General features: G+C 73.9%; 23 protein-coding genes. 11 read left to right on the top strand and 12 right to left on the bottom strand.

Annotated elements, in window-relative coordinates:
• Positions 1 to 630: 630 nt before the first annotated feature.
• Positions 631 to 1,347: a DUF4142 domain-containing protein gene (locus IH00_RS37565; protein WP_234334921.1), complete on the top strand. Its 717-nt coding sequence runs from the start codon at positions 631 to 633 to the stop codon at positions 1,345 to 1,347.
• A gap of 19 nt (positions 1,348 to 1,366) precedes the next feature.
• A complete protein-coding gene (locus tag IH00_RS0121520) occupies positions 1,367 to 2,020 on the top strand; it encodes a class F sortase (protein ID WP_052411543.1) in 654 nt (217 codons plus the stop codon).
• Positions 2,021 to 2,027: 7 nt separating this feature from the next.
• Here the strand turns inward: IH00_RS0121520 and IH00_RS0121515 are convergent, their stop codons facing one another.
• From IH00_RS0121515 to IH00_RS0121505, 3 genes are all read right to left on the bottom strand, one after another.
• Positions 2,028 to 2,798, bottom strand: a complete 771-nt coding sequence (locus IH00_RS0121515; protein WP_078887887.1) for an SDR family NAD(P)-dependent oxidoreductase — start codon at positions 2,796 to 2,798, stop codon at positions 2,028 to 2,030.
• A gap of 67 nt (positions 2,799 to 2,865) precedes the next feature.
• Positions 2,866 to 3,810, bottom strand: coding sequence for an NAD(P)H-binding protein (locus tag IH00_RS0121510; RefSeq protein WP_078887886.1), 945 nt, complete (start codon positions 3,808 to 3,810; stop codon positions 2,866 to 2,868).
• Entirely contained in the window at positions 3,807 to 4,430 is a 624-nt protein-coding gene (locus IH00_RS0121505) for a ScbR family autoregulator-binding transcription factor (protein ID WP_031076027.1), read from the bottom strand. Before IH00_RS0121505 ends, IH00_RS0121510 begins: the two co-directional genes overlap by 4 nt.
• A gap of 204 nt (positions 4,431 to 4,634) precedes the next feature.
• On the opposite strand from IH00_RS0121505, the gene IH00_RS0121500 reads away from it, so the two are divergent.
• Positions 4,635 to 5,591 carry a ScbA/BarX family gamma-butyrolactone biosynthesis protein gene (locus IH00_RS0121500; RefSeq protein WP_078887885.1) on the top strand — a complete coding sequence of 319 codons (957 nt, stop codon included), beginning with the start codon at positions 4,635 to 4,637 and terminating at the stop codon, positions 5,589 to 5,591.
• A 199-nt stretch (positions 5,592 to 5,790) separates the two neighbouring features.
• Here the strand turns inward: IH00_RS0121500 and IH00_RS0121495 are convergent, their stop codons facing one another.
• Positions 5,791 to 7,011: an IS701 family transposase gene (locus IH00_RS0121495; RefSeq protein WP_031076024.1), complete on the bottom strand. Its 1,221-nt coding sequence runs from the start codon at positions 7,009 to 7,011 to the stop codon at positions 5,791 to 5,793.
• Positions 7,012 to 7,261: 250 nt separating this feature from the next.
• Between IH00_RS0121495 and IH00_RS0121490 the strand changes: the two genes are divergently transcribed.
• Both IH00_RS0121490 and IH00_RS0121485 read left to right on the top strand, forming a co-directional pair.
• Positions 7,262 to 8,515: an acyltransferase family protein gene (locus tag IH00_RS0121490; protein ID WP_234334920.1), complete on the top strand. Its 1,254-nt coding sequence runs from the start codon at positions 7,262 to 7,264 to the stop codon at positions 8,513 to 8,515.
• On the top strand, positions 8,512 to 9,123 hold the full coding sequence (locus IH00_RS0121485) for a DsbA family oxidoreductase (protein ID WP_234334919.1): 612 nt from the start codon (positions 8,512 to 8,514) through the stop codon (positions 9,121 to 9,123). Before IH00_RS0121490 ends, IH00_RS0121485 begins: the two co-directional genes overlap by 4 nt.
• A gap of 146 nt (positions 9,124 to 9,269) precedes the next feature.
• Here the strand turns inward: IH00_RS0121485 and IH00_RS0121480 are convergent, their stop codons facing one another.
• The 8 genes from IH00_RS0121480 to IH00_RS0121445 form a co-directional block, all read right to left on the bottom strand.
• The gene (locus IH00_RS0121480) at positions 9,270 to 9,755 is read right to left on the bottom strand and encodes a MarR family winged helix-turn-helix transcriptional regulator (protein WP_052411542.1); all 486 of its coding nucleotides are present in this window, start codon (positions 9,753 to 9,755) and stop codon (positions 9,270 to 9,272) included.
• A gap of 173 nt (positions 9,756 to 9,928) precedes the next feature.
• Positions 9,929 to 12,418, bottom strand: a complete 2,490-nt coding sequence (locus IH00_RS0121475) for a sugar phosphate nucleotidyltransferase (RefSeq protein ID WP_031076016.1) — start codon at positions 12,416 to 12,418, stop codon at positions 9,929 to 9,931.
• A gap of 35 nt (positions 12,419 to 12,453) precedes the next feature.
• On the bottom strand, positions 12,454 to 12,849 hold the full coding sequence (locus IH00_RS0121470; protein ID WP_063835424.1) for an STAS domain-containing protein: 396 nt from the start codon (positions 12,847 to 12,849) through the stop codon (positions 12,454 to 12,456).
• The gene (locus tag IH00_RS0121465) at positions 12,846 to 14,786 is read right to left on the bottom strand and encodes an AGE family epimerase/isomerase (protein WP_324615792.1); all 1,941 of its coding nucleotides are present in this window, start codon (positions 14,784 to 14,786) and stop codon (positions 12,846 to 12,848) included. Before IH00_RS0121465 ends, IH00_RS0121470 begins: the two co-directional genes overlap by 4 nt.
• Positions 14,783 to 15,394: a DJ-1/PfpI family protein gene (locus tag IH00_RS0121460; protein ID WP_031076008.1), complete on the bottom strand. Its 612-nt coding sequence runs from the start codon at positions 15,392 to 15,394 to the stop codon at positions 14,783 to 14,785. The genes IH00_RS0121465 and IH00_RS0121460 overlap by 4 nt, the downstream gene beginning before the upstream one ends.
• 38 nt (positions 15,395 to 15,432) lie before the next feature.
• On the bottom strand, positions 15,433 to 15,891 hold the full coding sequence (locus tag IH00_RS0121455) for a nuclear transport factor 2 family protein (protein ID WP_031076005.1): 459 nt from the start codon (positions 15,889 to 15,891) through the stop codon (positions 15,433 to 15,435).
• A 34-nt stretch (positions 15,892 to 15,925) separates the two neighbouring features.
• On the bottom strand, positions 15,926 to 17,548 hold the full coding sequence (locus tag IH00_RS0121450; RefSeq protein WP_031076003.1) for a thiamine pyrophosphate-binding protein: 1,623 nt from the start codon (positions 17,546 to 17,548) through the stop codon (positions 15,926 to 15,928).
• Between the two features lie 28 nt (positions 17,549 to 17,576).
• On the bottom strand, positions 17,577 to 18,404 hold the full coding sequence (locus IH00_RS0121445; RefSeq protein WP_031076002.1) for a type 1 glutamine amidotransferase domain-containing protein: 828 nt from the start codon (positions 18,402 to 18,404) through the stop codon (positions 17,577 to 17,579).
• Positions 18,405 to 18,734: 330 nt separating this feature from the next.
• Here IH00_RS0121445 and IH00_RS0121440 point away from each other — a divergent pair, with 330 nt between their 5' ends.
• The 6 genes from IH00_RS0121440 (at position 18,735) to IH00_RS0121415 (ending at position 26,840) form a co-directional block, all read left to right on the top strand.
• Positions 18,735 to 20,690 carry a maltotransferase domain-containing protein gene (locus tag IH00_RS0121440; protein ID WP_031076001.1) on the top strand — a complete coding sequence of 652 codons (1,956 nt, stop codon included), beginning with the start codon at positions 18,735 to 18,737 and terminating at the stop codon, positions 20,688 to 20,690.
• Between the two features lie 137 nt (positions 20,691 to 20,827).
• On the top strand, positions 20,828 to 22,501 hold the full coding sequence (gene treS, locus IH00_RS0121435) for a maltose alpha-D-glucosyltransferase (protein WP_234334931.1): 1,674 nt from the start codon (positions 20,828 to 20,830) through the stop codon (positions 22,499 to 22,501).
• An 8-nt stretch (positions 22,502 to 22,509) separates the two neighbouring features.
• Positions 22,510 to 23,829, top strand: coding sequence for a maltokinase N-terminal cap-like domain-containing protein (locus tag IH00_RS0121430; protein ID WP_031075998.1), 1,320 nt, complete (start codon positions 22,510 to 22,512; stop codon positions 23,827 to 23,829).
• Between the two features lie 23 nt (positions 23,830 to 23,852).
• Entirely contained in the window at positions 23,853 to 24,482 is a 630-nt protein-coding gene (locus IH00_RS0121425) for a TetR/AcrR family transcriptional regulator (protein WP_234334918.1), read from the top strand.
• 138 nt (positions 24,483 to 24,620) lie between these two features.
• The gene (gene galU / locus IH00_RS0121420; RefSeq protein ID WP_031075996.1) at positions 24,621 to 25,538 is read left to right on the top strand and encodes a UTP--glucose-1-phosphate uridylyltransferase GalU; all 918 of its coding nucleotides are present in this window, start codon (positions 24,621 to 24,623) and stop codon (positions 25,536 to 25,538) included.
• A 276-nt stretch (positions 25,539 to 25,814) separates the two neighbouring features.
• On the top strand, positions 25,815 to 26,840 hold the full coding sequence (locus IH00_RS0121415) for a ParB/RepB/Spo0J family partition protein (protein ID WP_039947284.1): 1,026 nt from the start codon (positions 25,815 to 25,817) through the stop codon (positions 26,838 to 26,840).
• The last annotated feature ends 87 nt before the right edge of the window (positions 26,841 to 26,927 follow it).

Raw genomic sequence — 26,927 nt, 5'->3', positions numbered from 1 at the left:
GGGCCGGTGCCCTGTCTCTTAATGCCGTCCGGCCGAGCACGGAGCCCGGAGCGTTCGCCACGGCTGACCACCCCCGCCATCCCCTTGGAACGTACGCAACTCCATGTACTCACGTGACTGCGTACGGTGACAAGACCCAGTTCAGGGGTTGGCGAGTCCAAGCCATCACCGGGCGAACGGGGGACCGATACCCCACGGCGGTCTCTTCGAGACCCGAACGAAGGCTCCGAACGTCGCCGTCCGGTGGCCGCCGCCGTCCCGGTTACGGGTCCCCCGGGGACGCGACCGGAGGCGACCCCCGGGACGCGCCCCCGGAGGTGCCCCCGGAGCGCGGCTCAGTGCTACGGCCCGGACGCGGCTGCGTGATGCGGCCCGGACGCGGATCCGGGACATGGCGCCGGAGGAGGTCACGGGGTTCGGCCCCGCCCCCGCGGCCACGCCGTCACCGTGGCCGGAAACCTCCCCCTCCGCGACGCTCCCGCCGGCCTCGGGGAGTCGCGGGAGCCCGCCCGGGATGCGCCGTTTGCAGTATTGCGGGTGGCGCGCCGGGCGTCGTCGCCTTCGGATGGTCACCGTGGGCCCTCTCCCCGTGAGGGTCGTGCACCGCCGACGAGAAACGGACAAGACATCGTGATCCGCTCCCGCTCCCCCCGGCGAGGGGCCGCCACGGCCCTCGCCTGCCTCGCCTTCACCGGTATAGCCGTAGGTCTGGCCGCCCCCGCGGCCGCCTCCGGCGACGCGAGCGCGCTGCCCGTCGACAACGCCTTCCTGCGCGCTTCCCGCCAGGGCAACCTCGCGGAGATCGCCGCGGGTCAGGACGCGCAGAAGAACGCCACGACCTCGTGCGTCAAGAGCGCGGGCCAGGCCCTGATCCGCGACCACACCAAGCTCGACGCCTCCACCAAGGCGCTCTCCGACAAGCTCGGCGTCGACCTGCCCGTCGCGCCCACGGCGGAGCAGCAGAAGGCGCTCGAGAGCGTCATGAAGAAGGCCGGTACGAGCGCGTACGACACCGCCTGGCTCGCCGTGATGGCCGCCGCCCACGAGAAGACGCTGGCGCGCATCGACAACCAGGTCGCCCACGGCCGGAACGCCGAGGTGACCGCCGCGGCCAAGGCCGCCCGGCCGGTCGTCGCCATGCACCTGGACATGGTGCGCGGCGGCGCGTGCCACCACACCGGCGACCACACGCCGAAGGCCATCCACGCGGGCAGCGGCGGACAGGCCGCGCTGGCCGCGGAGGTCCCGGTGTTCCTCGCGATTCCGGCGGTGGCGCTCGGCGGCGTGCTCGTCGCGGGCGGCGCCTTCTGGGCCGCGAACCGCATCCGTCGCAACGACAGCCGCTGACCCGGCGGATGTCACGGCCGTGACCGGCAAGGACGGCCTCCGGCTGGGCGGCGGGTCCGGCCCGGACGGGCTGCTGGTCCGGGCCGGGTTCGCGTCGGCGGCTGTCGCGGCGCTGGCGTGCTTGTTCCTGGCACCGCCCGGCCGGCCCGCCGTACGCACGCCCGACGCGGGCGCCGTCCCCTCGTCCGCGTCGGCGGCCGGGGCCGCGCACGCGGCGTCCCCGCCCCTCGCCCTCGCCGTCCCCGGGCACGTGGAGCGGATCCCGGTCGATCCGGTCACCATCGGCACCGGAGGCGTCCTGGCCCTGCCGGCGTCGCCGTCCCGCATGGGCTGGTGGGCCCTCGGCGCCCATCCCGGCGCCGCCCGGGGCACCCTCCTGCTGGCCGGGCACCTGGACACGGCCGACGAAGGGGCAGGCCCCCTGGAGGGGCTCCACACGGTGCCGTTGGGCGCCCGCGCCCACATCACCACGGCCGACGGCGCCCGCCACACGTACCGGATCGTCGCCCGCCGCACCTACCCGAAGTCCGAGCTTCCGGCCGACCTGTTCAGCGCCGAAGGGGCTCCGCGCCTCGCGCTGGTGACCTGCGCCGGCACGTTCGACCGGAAGGCGCACGCGTACGCCGACAACCTCGTCCTCTACGGCGTGGCCGAGGGCGGTACACGGCGCTGATCCGGTGTCAGGCGGCCGTCCAGCCCCCGTCCACGGGGACCGCCGCGCCGGTGACGAAGGAGGAGCGGTCGCTGCACAGCCACACCGCCGCCTCGGCCACCTCCGAAGGAGCGGCCATCCGCTTCTGGATCGGCCGGGCGAGGAAACGTTCCTCCAGGCCGGGGGTCTCCTCCAGCACCTGGTCCATCAGTTCCGTGCGGGTGTTGCCCACGACGAGCGCGTTGACCCGCAGGCCACGCTGTCCGTACTCGGCGGCGGCCGCCCGGGTGAGGCCGATCACCGCGTGCTTGGCGGCGACGTACGGCGAGACGGCTCCGGTGGCGAGCACGCCCGCGACGCTGGAGGTGTTGACGATGGCGCCCGAGCCGGAGCGGAGCATCACCGGTATCTGGTGGCGCATGCAGTTCCAGACGCCCCGCACGTTGACGTCCATGATCTGCTGGAAGACCGCGTCGTCGGTCTCGTGCAGGTCGGTCCCCACGGTGGCCCAGCCCGCGTTGTTGAAGGCGCCGTGCAGGCCGCCGTAGGTGTCCACGGCGACCGCCACGGCCGCGGCGACCTCGTCCGTCCGGGTCACATCGGCGGGCGCCGCGACGGCACGGCCACCGCTGCCGGCGATCTCCTTCTCGAGGGCCCGCAGCCGGTCCTCCCGGCGGGCCACCAGCACGACCGCCGCGCCCTCCGCGGCGAACAGCCGGGCCGCGGCCGCGCCGATGCCGCTCGACGCGCCCGTGACCATGACGATCTTTCCGTCGAGGAGTAACTGACCAGGTCTCATGCGGCCATTGAACTCCCCGGGCCGGGGACGGCGCCGTGACGCCGGTCACGCGGGGGGCGCGATCCGGTCACGCCGCGTGGCGGAAGACCGCGGCGTGATCCCGGGCCCAGGCCGCGAAGGCCGCGGGCGGCCGTCCCAGGACCTCCGCAACCCCGTGAGCCACGTCCGCCTTGCCACCCGCCGCCTGACGGGCGCTCATCTCCAGCAGCGCCTGCACCAGGGGTTCGGGATAGCGCTCGCGCCAGGCGTCGACCGCCTCCCGAGGGGTCATACCGACGAAGCGCAGGGGTCTGCCCACCACGGCCGCCAGCTCCCGGCACTGGTCGCGCGCGGACACGGCGGCGGGTCCGGTCAGGGCGTACGCGCGTCCCGCGTGTCCGGGTTCCGTCAGGACCCGGGCCGCCACCGCCGACACGTCCCGGGGGTCGACGCAGGCGTTGCGCGAGTCGCCGTGCAGCGCCCGTACCACCGACTCCCGCGCGATCGACGGCGCCCAGTCGCGCGTCTTGGACATGAACGCCCGCGGGCGCAGCAGCGTCCACGCCATCCCCGAGGCGCGCACCCGCTCCTCGTTCTCACGCTGCCAGCGGGTGACGAGGTCGTCGGCGTCCGGGTCCGTGACGGCGAGCGCGGACACCTTGACGACGTGCCGGACACCGCCCGCCCGGGCCGCCGCGAGGACGTTGTCGTCGTGGTCGGGCCGCAGGGGGTTGCTCGTGATGACGAGGAGTGCGTCCGCGCCCTCGCAGGCGCGGGCGAGCGAGGCGCGGTCGGCGAAGTCGGCGCCCATGACCTGCCCCGCCAGTCCGCCGGCGGCCGCCCTCGCGGGGTCCCGGGTGAGCGCCCGGACGCGGTGGCAGGACGCCAGCAGGGCGGCCGCCTCGCGACCCAGCGTGCCGCTGGCGCCGGTGACCACGACGGTCAGACCCCGCGGGGCGGCCGTGGTCTCCGGGACGGCCGGCGCGGTGGTCCCCGGTGCGACCGGGGCGTCCGGAGCGGCGCGGGTGCTCATACGCTGCCCGCGCGGTCCGTGGCGAGTTCGATCCGCTCCGCGACCGCGGGGGCCGCGATCCCCGGGAGCAGGTAGCGCCACATCGCCACCGTCCGCTCGGGAAGGTCCGCGCGCCCGCTGACCAGCTGCGAGTAGAGCTGGATGCCGGTACACGCCCCGACGACGAACTCGGCCACCTCGACCGGATCCGTCGACGCCAGCAGTTCGCCCCGGTCCCGCGCGTCGAGCAGGCACTCGGTCATGATCCGCATCCACGTCCGGTACGAGGTGTCGTCCCGCATCCCGAACGCCCCCTGCTCCACGGCCAGCCGGACGGCGGCGCGCAGCAGCGCGTCCTCCTGGAGCTGGCGCGACCACACGAGCGTGATGTCCACCAGCCGTTGCAGCCCCTGCGACTGCAGGAGCGGGACGATCGTGTCCGGCTGGGCGTTCATCACGGCCTGTGCCAGGCCCTCCTTCGACTTGAAGTGGAAGTACATGGCTCCGGTCGTCGCGCCGGCGCGCTCCGCGATCTTGGTGATGCTGGCGCCGGCGAACCCGTATTCGTCGAGGACCTCCGCGGCCGCACGCAAGATCGATTCTCGCGTCCTGACCGCCCGCTCCTGTTTCGTCCGTGCCATGCACCCTCCTCAATCATAGAGAACGCTCTCTATGGTATCCGCCGCCCTGCTCAACATCACCGTCCTGACCAGCGGTTCGGGAAACTTCGGCTGATACCGCTCGACAAACAAAAAGAACACTCTCTATTTTATGAGGGTGCGTACGGCCCACAGGGGCCCGTGCGCACGGTCATCGACACATGCGATCTGGGGGGAAGACTGCGCATGCCCAACACCACCGCGCGCACGACCGGGACGCCCGCACCCGTGTTCACGCCCACCCTCACCCACGCCGTTCCGCGCGAGTTCGTCCACCGCGCGGCCATAGCCGAGGTGTTCCTCACCGGCTGGCACCCCACCGGTGAGGACTCCTTCACCGTCACCGCACAGTGGCCCCGGCAGCACTGCTTCTACACGGCGCACGAGGGGCTGCACGACCCGCTGCTGCTGAGTGAAACCGTCCGTCAGACCCTGCCCCTGCTCTCCCACGCGGCCTACGACGTCCCCTTCGACACCCGTCTCAGCTGGGACTTCTTCCGCTACACGCTGGACCCGGCGGCCCTGCCCACCGGCTTCGTGCCGGCCGAGCTGGAGCTGCGCGTCACCGCCTCGGACATCCGGCGCCGGGGCGGCCAGCTGGCCGCCGTGACCATGCACTTCGACATCCTCCGGGACGGCGCGCCGCTCGCCACGGCCGAAACCCGGTACGGCTGCTACTCCCCGGCGGTCTACCAGCGGCTGCGCGCCGGACGCGCCGACATCGACCGGGTGCTCGCGACCGCGCTCCCTCCCGCCGCGCCGGTGGATCCCACCGTCGTGGGTCGCGACCGGTGGCCGGATGTGGTGCTCGCCCCGGCCGACCGGGACGGGCGCTGGCAACTGCGTACGGACCCCGGCCACCCGGTGCTGTTCGACCACCCGGTCGACCACGCGCCCGGGATGCTCCTGCTGGAGGCCGCGCGCCAGGCCACCCAGGCCCTCCGGCCCGGCCGCCGGATCCTTCCGGTGGGCATGGACATCGCCTTCTTCCGGTACGTCGAGTTCGACTCGCCCTGCTGGGTCACGGCCGACCCGGACGGCGTGGACGCGCTGGGCCGGGACCGTACGAAGGTCACCGCATGGCAGGAGGAGCACGTGGCCTTCTCGGCGACGGTGACATCGGAGGCGTTCCCCGGCCGCTGACGGCGCGTCCGGCACCTGCCGGACGGGACCGGTGTACGGGACGGTCCGGTGACGCGGGCGGTGCGGAGGGGCTTCACGGCTCCTCCGCACCGCCCGCTCCGTCATGTCCGCCGCCCCCCCCGGCCGCCCCCCGGGGCCGCGTCACGACATGCGCCGGCCGCCGCACAGGGGGCGGTGCGGCGGCCGGCGGGTCGGGCGGTCAGGCGGAGCGCCTGTCCAGTCCGACGATCCGTGGCGGTTCGGCGGGCGCGGCCAGGCGGCTGTAGGCGTACGCCGCCGAGACGAGCGTCATGTGGTGGTGCCAGCCGGGGAAGGACCGGCCCTCGAAGTCCAGCAGGCCCAGGTGTTCGCGCAGGCTGTGGACCGTCGCGGCGGTACCGGCCCGCAGCCGGGTCAGGGCGAGCAGTTCGTTCATGCGCGTCTGCACCATGTTGGTCAGCCACACCCGCGACGGCCGCTGCTCGTCGGGGTGCCACTCGGCGAACAGGCGGTAGGTGCGGTGCGGGGTGCCGACGCCCGCCCGGACGCCGGGCACGCGGACCAGGCCGTTGAGGATGCGCAGCAGGCGCTGTTCCCCGTCGGTCGCCGTCACGGTGGCCGTGTGCGGGTGCCGTCTGCTGTTCATGGCCAGGAACGACCGGGCGCTGAGCGTCGAGGACGAGGCGGCCGTGTGCACGGCCGGCTGGGACTTGAGGTGCCCGTCGGCGATCACCTGCATGCCGTCGGGCACGGCCACGACGAAGTCGAAGCCGCGCGAGGCCAGTCCGGAGACGAGGGGAGCGATGCTGGGCAGCTCCGTCATGTCGGCCACGACCGGCACGGCGGCCGCGGAGGTGCGCGCGGCGGCCGTCGCCACCAGGTCGAGCGTGTCCGCCCACAGCGGGCGGTGGCGCACGGTGTCCGGGATGCGGGTGCGCCGGCGCAGTGTCTTGTCGTCGGTCCAGTGGTCGGGGAGGAACAGGCGCCAGTCGACCGGGACGTTGTGCCCGGGGACGGAGAGGAACAACCCCAGGCAGACCTGGCAGTTGACGGTACGTCCGGCCGAGGGGACGAAGCGGCGGTGGACGCCCACCGAGTGATCGCCCCGCTTGGGCAGGACCGTGGGGGTGATCGTCCAGGCCCGGACCGGCGCGCGCTGCTCGACCCAGCGCATCAGCTCCTCGCGGGCGGGTTCCCACTCCCAGGGGCTGGCGTTCACGAACTGCTGGAGCGACTGGGATGCGGTGGGTGAGGTGGAGACGGCGGCGGCCAGGCGCCGGATCGACTTCTTGCCGGGTGTGGTGAGCAGGCCCTGCAGATAGGCGTGCGCCCATCTTCGCTGGTCGGCGCGGGGCAGATGGCCGAAGAGTTCCTCCGCGTAGGCGGCGATCGGAGCCGGGTCGGCCGGCCCCCGCAGGTGCGTGATGCCGTGCGCAGCCACGATGGTTCCCCCCTTGTGGTTCGGACGGGCGACGGGTGTTGGAGACTCTCCTCACCCCAAAGAATAGAGAACGTTCTGTATTTTCCAAGGGGGTTGCCGGGCAGGCGGCCTACTTGCGGAAGTCGGCCCGTGCCCATGGCGGTTGACCGCCCGATCCGCCGCGTCTTGTCCAAGTCGGCGTTGCCGGGGCGCCGGAGGGCCCACAGGCTGGTCGGGACAGGATCCGGACCGCCGCAGAGGGGGCGCAGTGGTGGCAGTTGACGCACGGGACGCGAATGCGGCGACCGCGGCGGCCGGCCGGCCGGGCGGCGCGCGGCTGCCGTCCCTGACGGGGATGCGGTTCGCCGCGGCGCTGCTCGTCTTCCTCTTCCACGCCACGTACGAGCACGTCTTCAGCGATCCGGGGGCCGACGCCGCCTTCTTCCGCCTGTTCTCCAAAGCGGGCTGGGTCGGTGTGTCCTTCTTCTTCGTCCTCAGCGGCTTCCTGCTCACCTGGTCCGCACGCCCGGACGACACCCCGCGCCGCTTCTGGCGGCGGCGCCTGTGGAAGATCTACCCGAGCCATGTGCTGACCTTCGCCGTGGCCGCCGTGCTGCTCGCGTGGACCGGGCAGGCGCTGCCCGGGGCCGTGCGCAACCTGCTGCTCGTCCAGACCTGGGTGCCGGACGTGGACGTGATCCTGAGCGTCAACCCGGTCAGCTGGTCACTGGCCTGCGAGGCGGTGTTCTACCTGGCCTTCCCGTTGCTGTTGCGGCTGGTGCTGCGGATCCGGCCGGACCGGCTGTGGTGGTGGGCCGGGGGGCTGGTGGCGGGCGTCCTCTGCGTGCCGCTCCTGGCGTCGGCGGTCCTGCCGGCCGGGCCCGAGATGTGGTGGCTGGCCGTCTCGGAGGAGCACTACTGGTTCGTGTTCGCCTTCCCGCCCGCACGGGCCCTGGAGTTCGTCCTCGGCATGGTGATGGCGCGGATCCTGTGGACCGGGCGCTGGCGCGGTCCCGGGCTCCCGCTCGCCGGGCTCATGCTGGTGGCCGGGTACGCGGCCGCGCTGGTGGTGCCGTTCGCGTACGGCATGGTGGCGGCGACGGTCGTCCCGCTGGCCTGCCTGGTGACCGCCGCGGCGGCGGCCGATGTGCGAGGAAACGTTTCACCGTTCGGGGGCCGCGTCATGGTCCGGCTCGGCGAGATCTCCTTCGCCTTCTACCTGCTGCACCGGCTCGTGCAGATGTACGGGCACCGGGTGGTCGGCGCGGAACGGTCCTGGGGCCTCGTCGAAGGGACCGGGATGCTGCTGCTCTGGCTCGCCGTGACGCTCGCCCTGGCCTGGCCGCTGTACGTGTTCTTCGAGCGGCCCCTCACCCGGCGCATGGGCACCGGCCCCACGCCGGCTGCGCCCGCTCCCGCGCCGGGCGCCCCCCTGCCGCCCGCTCCCGGTACGCCCGGGATGCCCGACCACCCCCTGGCCCGAGGGGCCGGAGAGTCCGGCCCGCCCCGTGACGGAGGCTCATGATGACGCTGACGATCGATGTCTGGTTCGACTACATATGCCCCTTCTCCGTGATGACCCGCCAGGTGCTCGCCGAGGCGGTCACCGACCCGGACGTCAGGACGGTGTGGCGCGCCTACGAGCTGCACCCGGAGGGCACGCCGCCGCCCGGCGAGGGGGACTACCCCGAGCGGGTCTGGGAGAACTCCGTGCTGCCCATGGCCGAGCGGCTCGGCGTCAAGCTCGGCGCCGCCCCCTCGCTGCCGCTGCCGCGCACCGGGCGCGCGCTGCGGGGGCACCGCCACGCCGAGCGGGAGGGGGCGGGGGCGGCGTACAGCGACCGCGTCTTCGACGCCCACTTCCTGGAGCACCTGGACATCTCCGACCCGGCGCTGCTCGCGGACCTGGCCGGTGAGGTCGGCCTCGACCGCCGCGCGTTCCTCGCCCACATCACGTCCGGGACGGCCGCCGCGCAGTACCGCCACGAGCAGGAGGAGGCGCGGCGTGTCCACCGCATCCACACCGTGCCGACGCTGACCATCGGCAACTGGCGCACCGAGGGCGTTCCGACCGCCGACCGCCTGCGGGACGTGCTCGCCACGCTGCGGAGCCGCGCGACCGAGGCAGCGTGATCGAAGCAGCGTGACGGAAGCGGTGTGACGGCCGGGTCCGCCGCGGCGGGCGGTGGACGAGGGCCCCGGTGCCGGACGGCACCGGGCGCCCTCGTCGCGCGATGCACCCGCCGGCGCGGGGCCGGCCGCCGCGCCCCGCGCGGAGGTCAGGCGCCGGACTCCAGGGCGTCGACCGCCTGGGCCAGCAGGGCCGTCAGCGCGTCGACCACGCCGGGCGGCAGACCGGCCAGCAGACGGGCGTGCACGCCGTCCACGGTCTCCTGCACCCGGTCGCACACGCGCGTGCCCTCCTCGGTGAGCTGCGCCCAGGAGCTGCGCCCGTCGTACAGGTCGGCCTCCCGCACGACGTAGCCGGACTCGGTCATCCGCCGGATGACGTTGCTGGTCCCGCCGGACGACAGACGGCACAAGGAGGACAGTTCGGTCGGCTTGAGCCGGTGGTCCGGCGCGGCCCGGAGCGCGGCCAGGACGTCGAAGTCGGCACGGGTCAGACCGTGCCGGGCCGCCTCGGCGTTGACGGTGGCGTCCATCGCGGAGGTCAGCCGCGTGGCCTGCTCGGCCAGTTCCGCCGGCGCGCTGCGCGCCGTGGGGCCGGCCGCGCTGCCATGGCCCCGCCTTGCCTTCACGTCCACGTCACTTCCCCGGTTCCTCCCCGGCCTGGGGACTGATGCCCGTCACGGGCGAGGGGAAGTCTAGGCGCGCACGCCCCACCGCAGTAGCACACCCCGGAACGGCGAGCGGCTCCCGGACCGTGGGGGCCGGGAGCCGCGACCGCGCGGGGCGGGGAGGGTGCGGGGAGCGGGGGTCAGGCGGTGGAGCGGGACACCGCGTCGGCCCAGCGGGCCAGCAGGGCGTCGGCCGCGTCGGCGCTCGGGGCCTCCGCCCATACCCTGGTGACCGCGCGCGAGGCGTCCGGCAGCACCAGGGCCCACCGGCCGTCCGGTTCGATCACGCGGATGCCTTCGGTGGTGTCCACCTCCAGGCCGGCCGCGGCCTCGGCGACCTGCCGCATCACCGCGCCCTTGGCCTCCCACGGGGTGGTGAGCTCGCGCCGGCGGACGAACGTGCGCGGCACCTCCTGCACCAGCTCGCTCAGCGGCCGCGCCCGCCGGGCGAGGAGGCCGGTCAGGCGGGCCAGCGCGCCGAACCCGTCGGTGTACGGGGAGTTCTCCGGGAAGGTGAAGCCCCCGTGGCCGTCGGCGGCCAGGACGGTGCCCGCGGCGCCCGCGGCCCGGATCGCGCGGTCCGGCGCCGAGGCCGTCCGCACCACCCGCCCGCCGTGCCGGGCGGCGACGGACTCGGCGGCGCGGCTGACGGTGGGCGGCAGCACGACCGTGCCGCCCGGCCGTTCGGCCGTGACGAGCCCGGCCAGGAGCAGCAGCAGGGTCTCGTCGGGGACGATCCCGCCCCGCTCGTCGACGACCGCGATGCGCTGTCCGGTCGGGTCGACGCGGACGCCGAAGTCGGCGTCGTTGGCGGCGACGACGTCGCCGAGGTAGCGCAGGGCGGCGCGGCGCTCGATGTCGGTCTCGGTGGCGCGCTCGTCGTCCAGGCCGGTGTTGAGCGTGACCGCGCGGACGCCCAGGCCGTCCAGGAGGCCGGGCAGCACCAGGGCGCCGCTGCCGAACGCGGCGTCCACGACCACCTTGGGTGCGCGCTCCCGGATCGCCGCGGTACCGGTCAGCCTCAGCAGCCGCTCGGTGTACGCCGTGATCGCGGTCCGCGCGGACTCCTCGCCCGAGAGCAGCCCGCCGAACTCCCCGGCGGGCGCGCGGCGGAACCGGGCCTGGTGCAGCAGGCGTTCCAGCTTGCGCTGCGCGGCCGTGCCGAGGTCGACGCCGTGCTCGTCGAGGAAGGTCAGGCTCACCGAGTCGGCCGCGCCGGGGGTCGCCGTCAGCAGCACGCCGCCGTCGGTGAGGGCGGCCTCCCGCCGGGCCACCGGCACCGGGACGTGCCCCAGGTCCCGTACATGCACCCCGCTCGACTGGAGCGCGGAGACCACCGCGGCGGCCAGCACCCGGGAACCCTGGGCGTGGTCGCGGGCGACGGTGACCGTGGCGTCGTGGGGCACCGTCGTGGCGTAGGCCCCGGCGAGCCGCACCACCAGCTCGGCGGTGAGGTCGACGTTCACCACGCCGCTGACGCCACGGGGGCCGAACAGGGAGCGCGAGCCCCGGCCGTCCCAGATCAGGTCGGTGCCGATGACGGCGCCGGGCCCGATGGTCCTGGCCGGGTTGACGACGACGCCCGCCGAGACGACCGCGTCCTGCCCCACCCGCGAGTCCTCGCCGACGATCACGCCCTCCTCCAGGCGCGCGGAGCGCCCGGTGGTGGCGTTGCGCCCCACCACGCAGCCGCGCAGGGAGGTGTGCGGCCCGGCGTAGGCGTACGGATGGAGCACCGCCCGGTGCAGGTGGGCGCCGGGTTCGACGACGCCGTGGGCGCCGATCACGGAGTGCTCGTGCACCCGTGCCCCGGCGGCGACGCGGGCGTGCTCGCCGATGACGACGGGGCCCCGGACGTCCGCCTCGGGGTCGACGGAGGCGCTGTCGGCCACCCACACCCCGGGCAGGACCTCGGTGCCGGGGAGCTCGCCGTCCACCCGGCCGTCCAGCAGGTCCGTCTGGGCCTGCCGGTAGCTGTCCAGGGTGCCGACGTCCTGCCAGTACCCGTCGGCGACGTAGCCGTGGACGGCCGCGCCCTCGGCGATCAGGCGCGGGAAGACGTCCCCGGACCAGTCGACCGGCTCCCCGGCCGGGACGCGGGCGAGCACCTCCGGTTCCATCACGTAGATGCCGGTGTTGACGGTGTCGGAGAAGACCTCGCCCCACGTCGGCTTCTCCAGGAAGCGCTCGATGCGCCCGTCCGCGCCCAGCACGGTGACGCCGAACTCCAGCGGGTCGGGCACGCGGGTCAGGCAGACCGTGACCAGCGCGCCCCGCTCCCGGTGGTGGCGTATCAGCGCCGACAGGTCGATGTCGGTCAGCGCGTCGCCGGAGATCACCAGGAAGGGGGCGCCGGCCAGCTCCCGTTCGGCGTTCTTGACGCTGCCCGCCGTGCCCAGGGGCGTCTCCTCGTGGGCGTACGTGAGCGACATGCCGAGGCCGGAACCGTCGCCGAACCGCTCCTGGATCAGGTGGGCGAGGAACTGGACGGTGACGACCGTCTCCCGGATGCCGTGTCTGCGCAGCAGCCGCAGGACGTGCTCCATGATCGGGCGTTCGCCGACCGGGAGCAGCGGCTTGGGCAGGGACGTGGTCAGGGGGCGCAGGCGGGTGCCCTCGCCGCCGGCCATCACAACGGCCTTCGCGACAGTCTTCGGAACAGCCTTCACAGGGAGAGACTCCTTATCGACGGATGGCGGTGCAGGGAATGGGGGGCGGGCGCGGGCGGCGCCGCGGGAGGTGCGGGGGAGGGCGGCGCGGCCGGTACGGCGACGGCGTGCACACCGCCGAGGCGCAGCGCGGACAGCACGGCGTCCCGGGCGCCTTCGAGGACGAGGTCGGTGCCCTGGGGCAGTTCCTGCTGGGCCAGGGCGACGCAGCGCACCCCGCCGGCGGCCAGCGACGTCAGCTCCCCGAGCCGGAGGACCAGGCGGTCCACCGGCTGCTGGACGGCCTGGCCCAGCAGGGCGCGCAGTGCCGTCACCCGGGCGTCGGTGAGTTCGCCGGACAGGTGGATGACCGCCGTCCGTCCGGAGACGGCGAGGTAGGCGTCGAAGGTCATCGGCCGGTTCCTTTCCGTACGGGCGCGGGGCCGGGCCGCAGGCGGACCCGGACCGTCGGCCGGCCGGCGGTGTCCGGCAGCCGTACCGCCATGGCGTCGGCGTCGAAGTCGGGCCAGGGCTCGCCGTCGACGAGCACCCGCTCCAGGTGGACCTTCCCGGGCGGCAGCAGGTCGGGGGCGACGCGCAGGACGCGACGGCCGGGCAGGGCGGCGTCCGGCCGGGGCCTGTACCACAGCTCCAGCGGCTCCCCCTGGATCAGCAGCCGCTCGTAGGTCTCGGCGAGATAGCACAGCTCCGCCTTGTGGTACATGGACATCGCGTGGCTGCCCTTGAGCCGCTCGTTGCCGACCGCGTACGGGATGCCCTGGGCGAGCACGGTGAAGTGGACGGCGCCGGCGTCGTGGTCGAGGAAGAAGGCGTTGTAGAAGGCGGCGGCCTCGCGCGCGTGCCGCAGGTGCCCGGCGTCGCCGGTGTGGGCGGCCAGCAGCAGGTAGGCCAGGATGGCCTGTTCCTGCTGCCACCAGGTCTTGCGGTCGTGCCGGGCGAAGGCGTGCCGGCCGTCGCGCGGTTCGCGCTCGATGAGGTCGTACCACCCGCCGCGCTGGGCGTCCCGGCCGACGGCGGGCAGGCGGGCGCCGAGCTCCTCGGCGAGCGCCCGGTACTCGCGCTTGGGGCGGGTCCACTGCATGCGCAGCAGATTCCAGACGATCTTCAGGTTGTGGCCGACCACCGCGTGGTTCTGCTGCCAGCCCCAGCCGTGGTCGGGGGTCCAGTCGGCGTGGAACCGCTCGTTGACGAAGGGACCGGGACCGCCGCGCTCCGGCATGTGCTCCACGATCATGTCGAAGGCGTGCTCCAGCATGCGCAGGTGCCGTTCGTCGCCGGTGGCGAGGTAGAGGTTGATCAGGTAGGCGGGCGCGTGGTCGCCGGTGGAGTTCCAGTTCTTGCGGGAGCGGTTGGGGCCCAGGGTGTCGGCGTGCGGGCTGAAGGTCACCGGGTCGATGTGGGAGTAGTAGCCCCCGAGCCGCGGGTCGGCGTAGAAGCGCTCGAAGAGCCGTACCGTGCCGTCGATGTCCGCGCGGATCACCGGGTCGCCGGTGATCCGGTACGTCTGCGCCAGGCCGACGAGCGCGTAGATCTGTTCGTACGCGGGCAGGGAGCGGTGCTCGTCGCCGAACTCCGACGCGTACAGCTTGCGTTCGCCCAGCGGGTGCTTCTCGATGCCGTGGTACCAGTGGACCACGTCCTCCGCCGGGTCGTGGAACCGCAGGTGGTCGTGGAGGTAGGCGCAGCCGCGCTCGGCGATGTCCAGGTACTCCTCCTCGCCGGTGAGGAGGTAGGTGGTGGCCATGCCGTACACCAGGCGGGAGATGGTGTCCGTCTCCTGCACGCCGTACGCGGACTTCTCGCCTCCGCCGCGCAGTTCGGTGCGGTACTGGCCGAAGTCCGCGGGCCCCTCGCCGAACTGGGACCGGCGGTAGAAGGCGGCGAGCCGGCGCAGCTGGCCGGTCCACCACCCGGGGGCCTCACCGGGGAGCGGCGTGCCCGGGCCGCCGGCCACGACGATGTGGTCGACCTGGAACCGCGGTCCTTCCGGGCTCCCGTAGTACAGCGGGCCGTAGCTGAACACCAGGGCGCCGGGCACCAGGTGCTCCGCCATCCGCCCGGTCACGTCCTGGTACGGCTCGCCGAGGTTGCGCAGCAGTTGCGCCGAGGTGGCGGGGGTGAGCTCCAGCGTCACGGGGGCGCCGCCCAGGGTGCGGACCAGCAGCCGGTCGCCGCGGTGGTGCTCGACGTAGCCGGCGACCGTGTCGGAGAAGGACGTCACCGGCCCGGTTCCGGTCCGCGCGGCTCCCGTGGGGGCGGGACGCGACCGTGCCGTTCCCGTGGCGTCCGGCCCGGTGGTGAGGCGCGGCGGGATCCCTGTGGCGGTCACGCGGCCGCTCCGCGGGGGCGGGACAGCGCCTCGATCACCGTGCGCGCCAGCAGATGGCAGTGCTCCGCGCTGCGCGAGGTGATGAGGTCCCCGTCCTCGACCAGGTCCTGGTCGAGGTAGGAGGCGCCCATGTTGCGGACGTCGGCGACCAGGTTGTTGTGACAGGTCACCGGGCGGCCCCGGACCAGCTCCTTGGCGGCCGAGAGCAGCAGCAGCCCGTGGCAGGAGAACGCCTTCACCAGGTGCGGGATGCCGAAGGCGCGCCGCATCAGCCGCACGGCGGGGGCCTCGCGCTCGACGTCCTCGCTGTAGCGCAGCCGGTCGGCCACCATCCCGGCGGGCACGACCAGCGCCGACAGCCGGGACAGCTCGTGGTAGTCGAGGGCCTCCAGGTCGCCCGTCACGTGGACGGTGCCGCGGTGGCCGTGCCCGTGGAAGGTCAGGGAGTCGCGCCCCCACAGCCGGGTCAGCAGCTCGACCCGGGCGCCTTCCTCGGCGAACCGCCGCTCGTAGTAGGCGATCTCGTCCTCGGCGAAGTCGTTCTCCATGAGGACGCCGACGCGCTTCCCGGCCAGGCGTCCGTCCGGCAGCGGCTTGATCGTTGCCATGCTCGCATTCCCCCGTCGAGTGGAGTACGGATGGGACGTCACGCGTCGGCCAGGGCGGGGTACCCGGGCCGGGGCGTGAGGGCGTCCACGGTGTAGGTGCGGATGCGGGGCCGGCCGTCGTGCAGGACGACCGACCAGCTCTGCCGGGCGTCGAAGCAGAGCGACCGGCTCTCCGCGGCGGGCGGGCGCCACGTGCGGGTGGTCCAGGTGACGGCGACCTCGACGTCCGCGCTCAGCGGGGTCACCGGGCGGACGGTGACCGCGTCCACGTGGTGGACCTCGTCGAAGAACAGGCGGCAGACCGTGCGGTACCAGGTGCGGAAGCCGCGCAGTCCCCGGACGGTGCCCTCGGGGAAGTGCATGACCAGGCCGCGCGGGACCAGGTGGTGCAGCACCTCCTCGACGGGTGCGTGGCGGTCCAGGGCGGTGTACCAGTCGGTGACGGTCCGTTCGACGGCGGATGCGGTGAGGACGCGGGGGTCCCCGGCAGCGGGCATGAGTGTCTCCGTAACGGGCGGGGGTGCGGGCGGGTCAGGAGGTGACGAGGTCGATCAGGAACGGGCCGCGGCCGGTCAGCGCGGTCTCGACCGCCGGGCCGATCGCGTCGGGCGTCTCCACGCGCGCCGCCGGTACGCCGAGGGACTCCGCCAGCGCGGTGAAGCGGATGGCGGGCCGGGACAGGTCGAACGCCTGTGGCGGCGGTGCGTGCCGGGGCCGGCCCGGCTGCGCGCGGTAGGCGGCGAGGTTGAGGTCGAGCAGCCGGTAGCGGCCGTTGTTGCAGATGACGAAGGTGGCGTCGATGCCGTACCGGGCGGCCGTCCACAGGGCCTGGATCGTGTACATGCTGCCGCCGTCCCCGGTGAAGCCGATCACCTCCAGGTCGGGCCGTGCCAGCTTGACGCCCAGGGCCCCGGGGATCCCCACGCCGAGGGAGCCGCCCCGGGTCTGGAACCAGGTGCCCGGCACCCGCGGCGGAAGGTGCCGGGTGAGGTCGCCGGACGCGGTCAGCGCCTCGTCGAACACGGCGAGGTTCCGCGGGGCCCGAGCCGCCAACTCCGCGCAGAAACGTTCCATCAGGGAGGGGCCGGGGGAGGGCGCCGGCCCGGCGGCCCGTGGCACCCGCGCCGCGCCGGCCCGGGTCCGCGGCGCGGCGCCCCGGTGGCGCAGCTCGGCCGCCAGGGCCGCCAGCGCCGCGCGCGGATCGGCGCTCACCCCCAGGTCGACCGGGAAGTTCTTGGCGATCTCGTAGGGATCCGCGTCGACGTGGACGACCCGGGCACCCGGCCGGAAGGGGCTGACCAGCCACGGGAAGACCTCCGGGAACACATAGGTCCCCACGATCAGTACGGCGTCGGCGTCCGCCACCGCACGGGCGCTGTCGTCGCCCGACATGTGGCCGAGCACACCGGCGAACAGCGGGTGCGCGGCGTCCATGTTGACCTCCGAGGAGTTCACCCCCCAGACCGGTGCGCCGAGCAGCTCCGCGACCTCCGTCAGCTCGCGCTGCGCCCCGCTGACGGCCACCCCGTCCCCCATCAGGATCAGCGGCCGGTCCCCGGTCAGCAGCAGGTCCGCCGCCTCGCGGGTGGTCACCGGGTCCGGGACGGAACGGGTCACCGGCACCGAGGAGGGGACCGCCGGTTCACCCGTGAGCTCCTCCAGGACGTCGGCGGGCAGCACCACCAGCACGGGGCCCCGCGGCGGCGTCGACGCGATCTTCACGGCGCGGCGCAGCACCCGCAGGACGGAGTCGGGGTGGACGACGCGGGTGGCGTACTTGGTGACCGGCGCCGCCATGGCGACCAGGTCGGCGGCCATCTGCGCGTCCATCGCGTCGTACCGCAGCCCCGCCTCACCCGCCAGCGCGACCAGCGGGGAGCCGCCCCGCAGCGCCTGGTACAGCATGCCGACGGCGTTGCCGAGCCCGGCGCTGCTGTGCAGCTGCACCACCGCGGGGCGCCCGGAGGCGCGGGCGTAGCCGTCGGCCATGGCCACCGCCACCCCCTCGTGCAGGGCGAGCACGTACGCGGTGTCGCTGGTGTCGACGAGGTCGAGGAAGCCCTGCTCCACCGTGCCCGGGTTGCCGAACATGTACCGGACGCCGTCCGCGGCGAACTGTTCGAACAGCGCTGCCTTGGCCGGGCGCGGGGGCACGGCGCCGGCGGCCCCCGCCCGGGTGCGGTCACCAGCCATGGCGGCGCAGCCCGGAGTCCAGGACCTCGGCGAGCAGTTCCCCGGCCAGGGTCGAGTCCGGTGTGGACCGGGCGGTGACGAAGGGGAAGTCGACGACGACCGAGGTCTCCTTGCCGACGTTGCCGTGGAACCGGCCGTGCGGCCCGGTGGCGTCCCGCAGGATGTACTCCAGCGGATAGGGCGGCGGCCCCATGACGAAATCGGTGCCGAGGAAACCGGTTCCGTCCTTGTAGTCGTATTCCTTCGGATGCCCGGTGACGTGCTTTCCCCACAACAGGCTGGTACGGCTCTCCCTGTCGCGTGCGAATGCCAGCGCCGCCACTCCGTAGCATTCCGCGAGAATGGGCCGGTCCGCCGCCGCGAACGCCAGGATGACGTCGTGCAGCCGCTCGTTGTTGGCGAGGTCCACGAGGGGTCCGCTGCCGCCCACGATGACCAGCGCGTCGAATCCCGCGAGCAGGTCGTCGGTGACCGCGGAGAGCCGGCGGTGGTATTCCTCCAGCTCCCTCAGGTGGTTCAGGGCGCTGAGGTAGGGCCTTTCCGGGATGAGCCCCGCGAGCGACAGCGGCTGGTCGAGCCTGCTGGACTCGTCCAGCTCACGGGCGCGCCGGGCCATGTCGGGCGTGGTGACCGTGCGCCCCAGGGGCGGGTCCAGATAGCCGGGGTCGTAACTCGGCGGCAGGGCGTGCGCCCGTTTACCGGTCGGCGTGATGAACGTGGTGCGGTAGCCGCGGGCGTCGAACACGTCCAGCGGACCGACCAGTTCCTCACCCCAGTAACCGTATTCGGACAGGGCCACGAGAATGCGTTGGGACACGACAGGACTCCATGCGGTGGAAAAGCCCGGCGGCATGGCGGATTTCGGCGTCCGGTCTGCCGGGACAACGGTGGAGTTTGAGTCAAACCTCAGGTGCGTGCCACCGGCAACATCCGGCCGCCCGGCGGCTGACACTGCTGCGAGTTGCCGAAGTAGCGGTGTTCCCTGCGTACCGGAAACCGCGTGCGCCCCGCATCCGTTCTTCCCCGACATACCGAGGTGCTTTTTGTGATTCCCCGGCGGAGTGCTCCGCTCCCGGTGACGGCGCGGGACGCCGCAGCCGGGAGCACCGCGCGGCCGGCCCGGGGCGAGCCGTGAGAGGGAGCCGACATGACCGGCCGTCTGTTCATCGACGACGTGTCACCCGTCGTCAGCATGGGGCGCCTTCCCGCCAAGGCGGTGGTCGGGGACGCCCTGCCCGTCGAGGCGACCGTGTGGCGGGAGGGCCACGAAGCGCTCGCCGCCGCCGTGCTGTGGACGGGCCCGGACGGGACCTGCCAGGAGGTGCCGCTGCACCGGACCGACCCCGAGGGGGACCGGTGGCGGGCCACGGTGGTGCCCGACCGCACGGGCGAGTGCACCTTCCGCGTCAGGGCCTGGACGGACCCGTGGCAGAGCTGGCTGGACGCCGTGGAGGCCCGGCTGCGGGCCGGCCTGCCGCCCGGCCCCTCGGGCGATCCCGAGAGCGGCGCGCGGCTGCTGGAGCGCGCCGCGCGCCCGGCCGACGCCGCGACGGCGCGGCTGCTGACCGGCGCCGCCGCCGCCCTGCGGCGCGCCGAGGACGCGGCCGCCCTCACCGGGGCGCTCACCCCCGCCGTCCGCGCCGCCATGGCCCGCCATCCGCTGCGCGCCCTGTCGGCCGACAGCCCGGAGTACCGGGTGCGGGTGGACAGACGCCGTGCGCTGTACGGCAGCTGGTACGAGTTCTTCCCCCGCTCCACCGGGGGCCGCACGGCCGACGGCACCCCGGTGCACGGCACGTTCCGCACGGCCGCCCGCGAACTGCCCCGGATCGCCGCCATGGGCTTCGACGTGGTGTACCTGCCGCCCGTCCACCCCATCGGCACCACGTCCCGCAAGGGCCGGGACAACGCGCTGACCGCTGGCCCGGACGACGTGGGTTCGCCGTGGGCGATCGGGTCCGCGGCCGGCGGCCACGACGCCGTCCACCCGGACCTCGGCACCCTGGAGGACTTCGACGCGTTCGTGGCCGCCGCCCGGGAGGCCGGCCTGGAGGTGGCGATGGACCTCGCCCTCCAGTGCTCGCCCGACCACCCATGGCTGCGCGACCACCCGGAGTGGTTCACCCGCCGCCCCGACGGCACCATCGCCTGCGCGGAGAACCCGCCCAAGACGTACGAGGACATCGTCCCGCTGAACTTCGACCACGACCCCGAGGGGCTCCATGCGGAGGTGCTGCGCATCGTCCGCTTCTGGACGGCGCGGGGCGTGCGGATCTTCCGGGTGGACAACCCCCACACCAAGCCCCCCGGCTTCTGGCACCGGCTGATCGGCGACGTGCAGTCGGCCGAGCCGGACGTGCTGTTCCTGGCCGAGGCGTTCACCCGGCCCGCCGTCCAGCACGGGCTGTCGAAGCTCGGATTCAGCCAGTCGTACACCTACTTCACCTGGCACACCGGCAAGCGGGAGCTGACCGGATACCTCACCGAGCTGACCGGGGAGGCGGCCGCCTGGTTCCGGCCCAACTTCTTCGTCAACACCCCGGACATCCTGCCGGTGCACCTGCAGGGCGCGCCGCCGGCCGCGTTCGCGCTGCGGGCCGCGCTGGCGGCCACGTTGTCGCCGAGCTGGGGCGTGTACTGCGGCTTCGAACGGTGCGAGAACGAGCCGCTGGTGCCCGGCGAGGAGGAGTACCGGTCCTCGGAGAAGTACGAGCTGCGGCCCCGGGACCACGACTCCGTCCCCGCCGGGCGGTCGCTGGAACCCTGGATCACCTTCCTGAACACCCTCCGCCGCCGCCACCCCGCTCTCCAGCGACTGCGCTCGCTGCACTTCCACGACAGCGACAGCGACCGGCTGCTCGTGTACTCCAAGCACGACCCGGTCAGCGGCGACACCGTCCTGTGCGCCGTCACCCTCGACCCGGACGAGACGGAGCAGGCCACCGTACGCCTCGACATGGCCGCCCTGGGCCTGGCGCCCGGACAGTGCGTCCGGGCCGTCGACGAGGTGACCGGCCGCACCACCTGGCTCGGCCCGGTCCTCGACCTCAAGGTCGATCCCCAGCAGTCCGTCGCCCACGTCTTCTCCTGGAGTGACCAGTGACCTCTACGCCCCCGTCCCCGCCCGGTGCGGCCCCGCACGCCCCGCCCCCGCACGGCCTGCCTCCCCACACGCTCTCCCCGCACGCCCTGTCGGCCCACGCACCGGCCCGGCGCACCCCCGGCCGCCGGGCGACCCCGCTGCCGTACGAGGACCGGTGGTACAAGCGGGCGGTGTTCTACGAGGTCCTCGTCAGCGCCTTCCAGGACAGCGACGGTGACGGCGTCGGCGACCTGAAGGGACTGACCCGGCGGCTGGACTACCTCCAGTGGCTGGGCGTGGACTGCCTCTGGCTGCCGCCCTTCTACTGCTCGCCGCTGCGGGACGGCGGGTACGACATCGCCGACTACTGCCTGGTGCGGCCCGACTTCGGCACCATCGACGACTTCGTCGACCTGCTGGACGCCGCCCACGCCCGGGGGATCCGGGTCATCACCGACATGGTGATGAACCACACCAGCGACCAGCACCCCTGGTTCCAGGAGTCCCGGCGCGACCCGTCCGGCCCCTACGGCGACTTCTACGTGTGGGCCGACGACGACACCGGCTACCCGGACGCCCGGGTCATCTTCACCGACACCGAGAACTCCAACTGGGCCTTCGACCCGGTCCGCAAGCAGTACTACTGGCACCGCTTCTTCAGCCACCAGCCGGACCTCAACTACGAGAACCCCGCGGTGCGCGCGGCGATGCTCGACGCGCTCGGCTTCTGGCTCGACCTGGGGGTGGACGGCTTCCGGCTGGACGCCGTGCCCTACCTCTACGCGCAGGAGGGCACGAGCTGCGAGAACCTGCCCGCCACCCACGACTTCCTCAAGCTGGTGCGCAAGACGGTCGACGACGAGTACCCCGGCCGGGTCCTGCTGGCCGAGGCCAACCAGCGCCCCGAGGAGCTCGTCGACTACTTCGGCGACCCCACCACGGGTGGCGACGAATGCCACATGGCGTTCCACTTCCCCGTCATGCCGCGCATCTTCATGTCCGTGCGCCGCGAGTCGGCCCGGCCGCTGTCGGAGATCCTGGCCAAGACGCCGGAACTCCCCGAGGGCTGCCAGTGGGGCATCTTCCTGCGCAACCACGACGAACTCACCCTGGAGATGGTCACCGACGAGGAGCGCGCGTACATGTACGGCCAGTACGCCCGCGACCCGCGGATGCGCGTCAACGTGGGGATCCGCCGCCGGCTCGCCCCGCTGCTCGACGGCGACCGGGAACAGGTGGAGCTGTGCACCGCCCTGCTGCTGTCGCTGCCCGGCTCGCCCGTCCTCTACTACGGCGACGAGATCGGCATGGGCGACAACATCTGGCTCGACGACCGGGACGCGGTGCGCACCCCGATGCAGTGGAGCCCCGACCGCAACGCCGGCTTCTCCACCGGTGATCCGGGCCGGCTGGTGCAGCCGGTGGTGATGGACCCCGTGTACGGCTACCAGGCGGTCAACGTGGAGGCCCAGCAGCGGACCGGCGCGTCCCTGCTGCACTGGACGCGCGCCATGCTGGCCGCCCGGCGCGCCCATCCCGCCTTCGGGCCCGGCGACTTCACCGAGGTCACCACCAGCAACGAGGCGGTCTTCGCCTTCGTCCGCCGGCACACCGCCGCGGACGGCATCCCCCACACGGTGCTGTGCGTCAACAACCTCTCCCGCCACCCCCAGCCCGTGGAGCTCGACCTGGGGGAGTGGGCCGGGGCCGTGCCCGTCGAGATGCTCGGCGGGTCGGTGTTCCCCGCGGTCGGGCCGGCGCCCTACCCCCTGGCGCTCAAGGGCCGCGGGTTCTACTGGCTGTCGCTCACGGCGGACGGGCCCCGCACGTGACCGTGGACATGACCACCCTGGAGGGCCGGCTCGAGCGGGCCCTGACGGCCTGGGTGCCGTGGCAGCGCTGGTACGGCAGCAAGGGCAGGCCGCCGCACCGGACCTCGATCGTGCGGACCACCGCGTTCACCGACACCCTGCGCTCCGGCGGTGCGCGCGGCGTGCTGCTCCTGCTGCGCATCACCTTCACCGACGGCGGGCCGCCCGAGTACTACCAGGTCCCGGTGGGGATCCGGGCGGCGCTCGGCCCCGAACTGGAGCCGTACGTCATCGCCGCCGTCGACGACATCGTCGTGTACGAGGCGGTGGGCGACCCGCCGCTCGTCGGCGCGCTGCTCCGGCTCACCGGCGCCGCGGGGCGCCGGGACGCCCCGCCGGCACCGCACCCCTCCAGCCGGCCGCTGGGGGTGGAGCAGACCCACACCTCCGTCGTCGTGGACGAGCGGTACCTGCTGAAGATCTTCCGGCGGATCAGCACCGGCACCAACCCGGACGTGGAGCTGCTGCGCGCCCTCGGGTCCACCGCCAATCCGCACGTCACGGGGTTGCGCGGCGCCGTCGAGGGGGAGCTCGACGGCGAGCCCGTCACCTACGCCATGGTGCAGGACTACCTGCCGGAGGCCACGGACGGCTACACGGCGGCCCGTGCCGCGGCGCGGGCCGGCGCGCCCCGGGCCGGGGCGTTCGCGCGGGAGGCGTACGCCATGGGGGAGGCGGTGGCCCGGGTCCACGCGGACCTGGCGGAGCGGCTGGGCACCGCGCCGACCGGAGCGGCCGAACTGGCCGCGCTGGACGAGGAGCTCACCGCCGGGGCGGAGGCGGCGGCACGGCGGGTGGCCGCCCTGCGCCCCCTGCTGCCGGCGGTGCGCGCCGCCTACGGGCGGCTGCGCGGCCTGACCTCCGGCCCGCCGGTGCAGCGGGTCCACGGCGACCTGCACCTCGGCCAGCTGCTGCGTTCCGCGGGAGGCTGGATCCTGGTGGACTTCGAAGGCGCGCCGGGCCTGTCCCTGGCCGAACGCAGGGCGTCGCATTCGCCTCTGCGCGACATAGCAGGCATGCTGCGATCGTTCGACTACGCGGCCCGTTGTGCCGAGGCGCCCGTCACCGGTCACTGGGCTGACCGGTGCGCGGACGCCTTCTGCGACGGCTACGCACGGGTGTCGGGCCTCGATCCGCGGGAGCACGCGCTCCTGCTGCAGGCCTGCGTCCTTGCCAGGGCCGTACATGAAGTGGTGTACGAGCACGACCACCGGCCTGGCAGGATCAGCGTTCCTCTCGAAGCCGTCGCAGAATTGGTGCAGCACGGACACCCGGACAGCGGGAATTGAACATGGTGAAACAGGAACGGGCAGTGCGGACCAGGCATGCCCTGGTCGTGGCGGCAGCCGACGAATTCGACAAGAGCGGGTACGAGGGAACTTCTCTGTCACGCATCAGCAAAGCGGCGGGAATATCCATGGGAGCGCTGACCTTCCATTTCCCGACCAAGGACCACCTCGCGGACGCGGTCCACGCGGGCGGCCGGTCCATGACCCGCAGCGCGCTGGAGCGCTCCGGCGTACGGCGGGAGGCGGCGCTGGACGGCCTGGTCGCGCTGACGGTCGCCCTGGCCCGGCTCCTCCAGGAGCAGTGTCTCGTCCGCGCCTGCGTGCGGCTGGAGCGGGACGGCTGGCGCAGCCCGCAGGAGACCTGGGCCTCCGTCTGGAGCCCGCTCGCGCGAGAGTTGGCCAAGAGCGCCTGCGACCAGGGGGAACTGCGGGAGAGCATCGACCCCGGCACGGTCACGGCGCTGGTGGCGCACCTGGTGGCCGGCGCGGAGGTGCAGGTGCGTGAGTGGCTGCACGGCTTCCCGCAGCGGGAGGGCACGCCCTGTCCCGCCGACGCGCAGCTCGCCCGCATCTGGGAGCTGGCGCTGCGCGGACTGCGCGCCCCGGCGGACCGGGCCGGGGGCGGGCGCGTGCGGCGCCGGGCGGAGGGCTGAGCCCTCCGCCTCCGGGCGTGGAGACGGATCCCGGCCGCTGCGGGGGCGCTGCCGGGCACTCCGGCGAATTGCCCAAGTCGTTTTGAGCCAGAGGGCGTTGCTTCCCGCCACGGGGAGGCGACGCCTAGCGTTTTTCCCATGAATTCCACTCGGCGCCGCATAACCAAGGCAGTCGTCCCGGTGGCGGGACTCGGCACACGATTCCTGCCGGCCACGAAGGCCACACCGAAGGAAATGCTCCCGGTGGTGGACAAGCCCGCCATCCAGTACGTGGTCGAAGAGGCCGTGACCGCGGGGATGTCGGACATCCTGATGGTGACGGGTCGCAACAAGCGTCCCCTGGAGGACCACTTCGACCGCAACTACGAGCTCGAGGAGACCCTGGCGCGCAAGGGCGACCAGGACAAGCTCGCCCGGGTCTGCGCTCCCACCGAACTCGCCACCGCCGTCCACTACGTACGCCAGGGTGATCCCAAGGGCCTCGGCCACGCGGTGCTGTGCGCCGCGCCGCACGTCGGCAGCGAGCCCTTCGCCGTACTCCTCGGCGACGACCTCATCGACCCCCGCGACCCGCTGCTCACCCGCATGGCCGAGGTCCAGGCCCGGTACGGCGGCAGCGTGGTGGCGCTGATGGAGGTCGATCCCGGCCAGATCCACCTGTACGGCTGCGCGGCGGTCCGGCCCGCCGGGGACGGCGACACCGTGCGCGTCACCGACCTGGTGGAGAAGCCGGCACCGGGGGAGGCGCCCAGCAACTACGCGGTCATCGGGCGGTACGTGCTCGACCCGGAGATCTTCGAGGTGCTGCGCCGCACCGAGCCCGGCCGCGGCGGCGAGATCCAGCTCACCGACGCCCTGCGCGCGCTGGCCGTGCGCGCGGACGCCGGCCCGGTGCACGGGGTCGTCTTCTCGGGCCGGCGCTACGACACGGGGGACCGGCTGGGCTTCCTCCAGGCGACGGTCCGGCTCGCCTGCGAACGCGAGGACCTCGGGCCGGAGTTCCGCTCCTGGCTGGGTGAGTTCGTCAGCCGGGACGTGCTCGTTCCCGTGGGCTGAACCGGGCCGGGGGGCCGCCGGGTGTGCAACCGCGCGTCCTGCGCGGTTGCACACCGGGATCCGCACCGTTCTCGGCAAGTTGCCAAGGTTGCGCCGGGTGTTCCGCGCCAGGGAGAAAAACCGAACGGTATCTACGTAACCTCTTGTCCTGCCCGGTCCGGCCGCACCTCGCGGCCGTGTCCGCCCGCGCACAGCATCCGCACCGTGCACCGCCATGCGTACCGCGCACACAGCCATCCGCTTCCGTCCGACACACCCGAGGGGGTGCGCCCGACCATGTCCCCGATCCGGAACGACACCGCCGTGCCGCCCGCCGCGCCCGACGACGCCGAACCCCGTCCGCTCGAGGACGCCGTGGACCGGCGCGTGCACCAGGTCCCGCTCGACGACCTGCTGCCCGCCGACTCACCGCGCACCGCGGGCGAGGACACCGGGCACGCCCAGGCGCTGGCCGCCTGCGGCGACCCGCTGCCGCCCCTCCTGGTGCACCGGGCGACCATGCGGGTGATCGACGGGACGCACCGGCTGCTGGCCGCGCGGTTGCGCCGGCAACCGACCGTCGCCGTGCGGTTCTTCGACGGGAGCGCCGAGGACGCGTTCGTCCTCGCCGTCGAGTCCAACACCCTGCACGGCCTGCCCCTGACCCTCGCCGACCGGACGGCCGCGGCGGCGCGCATCCTGGTCAGCCACCCCCAGTGGTCCGACCGCGCCGTGGCGGCCCGCACCGGGCTGGCCGCCGCGACCGTGGGTGCGCTGCGCCGGCGGACGGCGCCGGCCCCCGCGGACGCCACGCACCGGGTCGGCAGGGACGGGCGCGTCCGCCCGCTCAGCACCGCCGAAGGCCGCAGGGCCGCCGCCCGCCTCATCGCCGAGGACCCCGCCGCGTCGCTGCGGACCATCGCGCGGCGCACCGGACTGTCCCCCGGCACGGTGCGCGACGTCCGGCGGCGCACCGTCGTCGGCGAGGACCCGGTGCCCCCGCGCCAGCGTGCGGCGGAGCGCCGCGCCACGGCCGGGCCCGGGCCGCGGGCCGCCCCCGGCGGGCCGCCCGGCGACCTGGACGCGCTGGTCAGGAACCTGTGCCAGGACCCGGCGCTGCGGCTGAGCGACGCCGGACGCCTGCTGCTGCGGATGTTCGACGTCCAGGTGGCGGGGTCGCGGCAGCGGCAGCAGATCCTCGCCGCGGTGCCCGCGCACCGGGCGGCCACGGTGGCGGCGGCGGCCGCCGCGTGCGCCGCCGCCTGGCAGGAGCTGGCCACCGGGATGCGCTCCCGGTCCGGGCCCGAGGGCGGTGACGCCTGATGTCCGCCGCGACGTCCCCACAAGCTTCCCCACGGAAGACCCCCCAAGACAGTGCCCAGGAGAGGAACCTCCCCATGTCCGTTGTTG

It is taken from the genome of Streptomyces sp. NRRL S-118 (assembly GCF_000716335.1).
Taxonomy (GTDB): Bacteria; Actinomycetota; Actinomycetes; order Streptomycetales; family Streptomycetaceae; genus Streptomyces.
The sequence above is the reverse complement of the archived record's forward strand: the minus strand, read 5'-3'. Positions and strand labels throughout refer to the sequence as shown.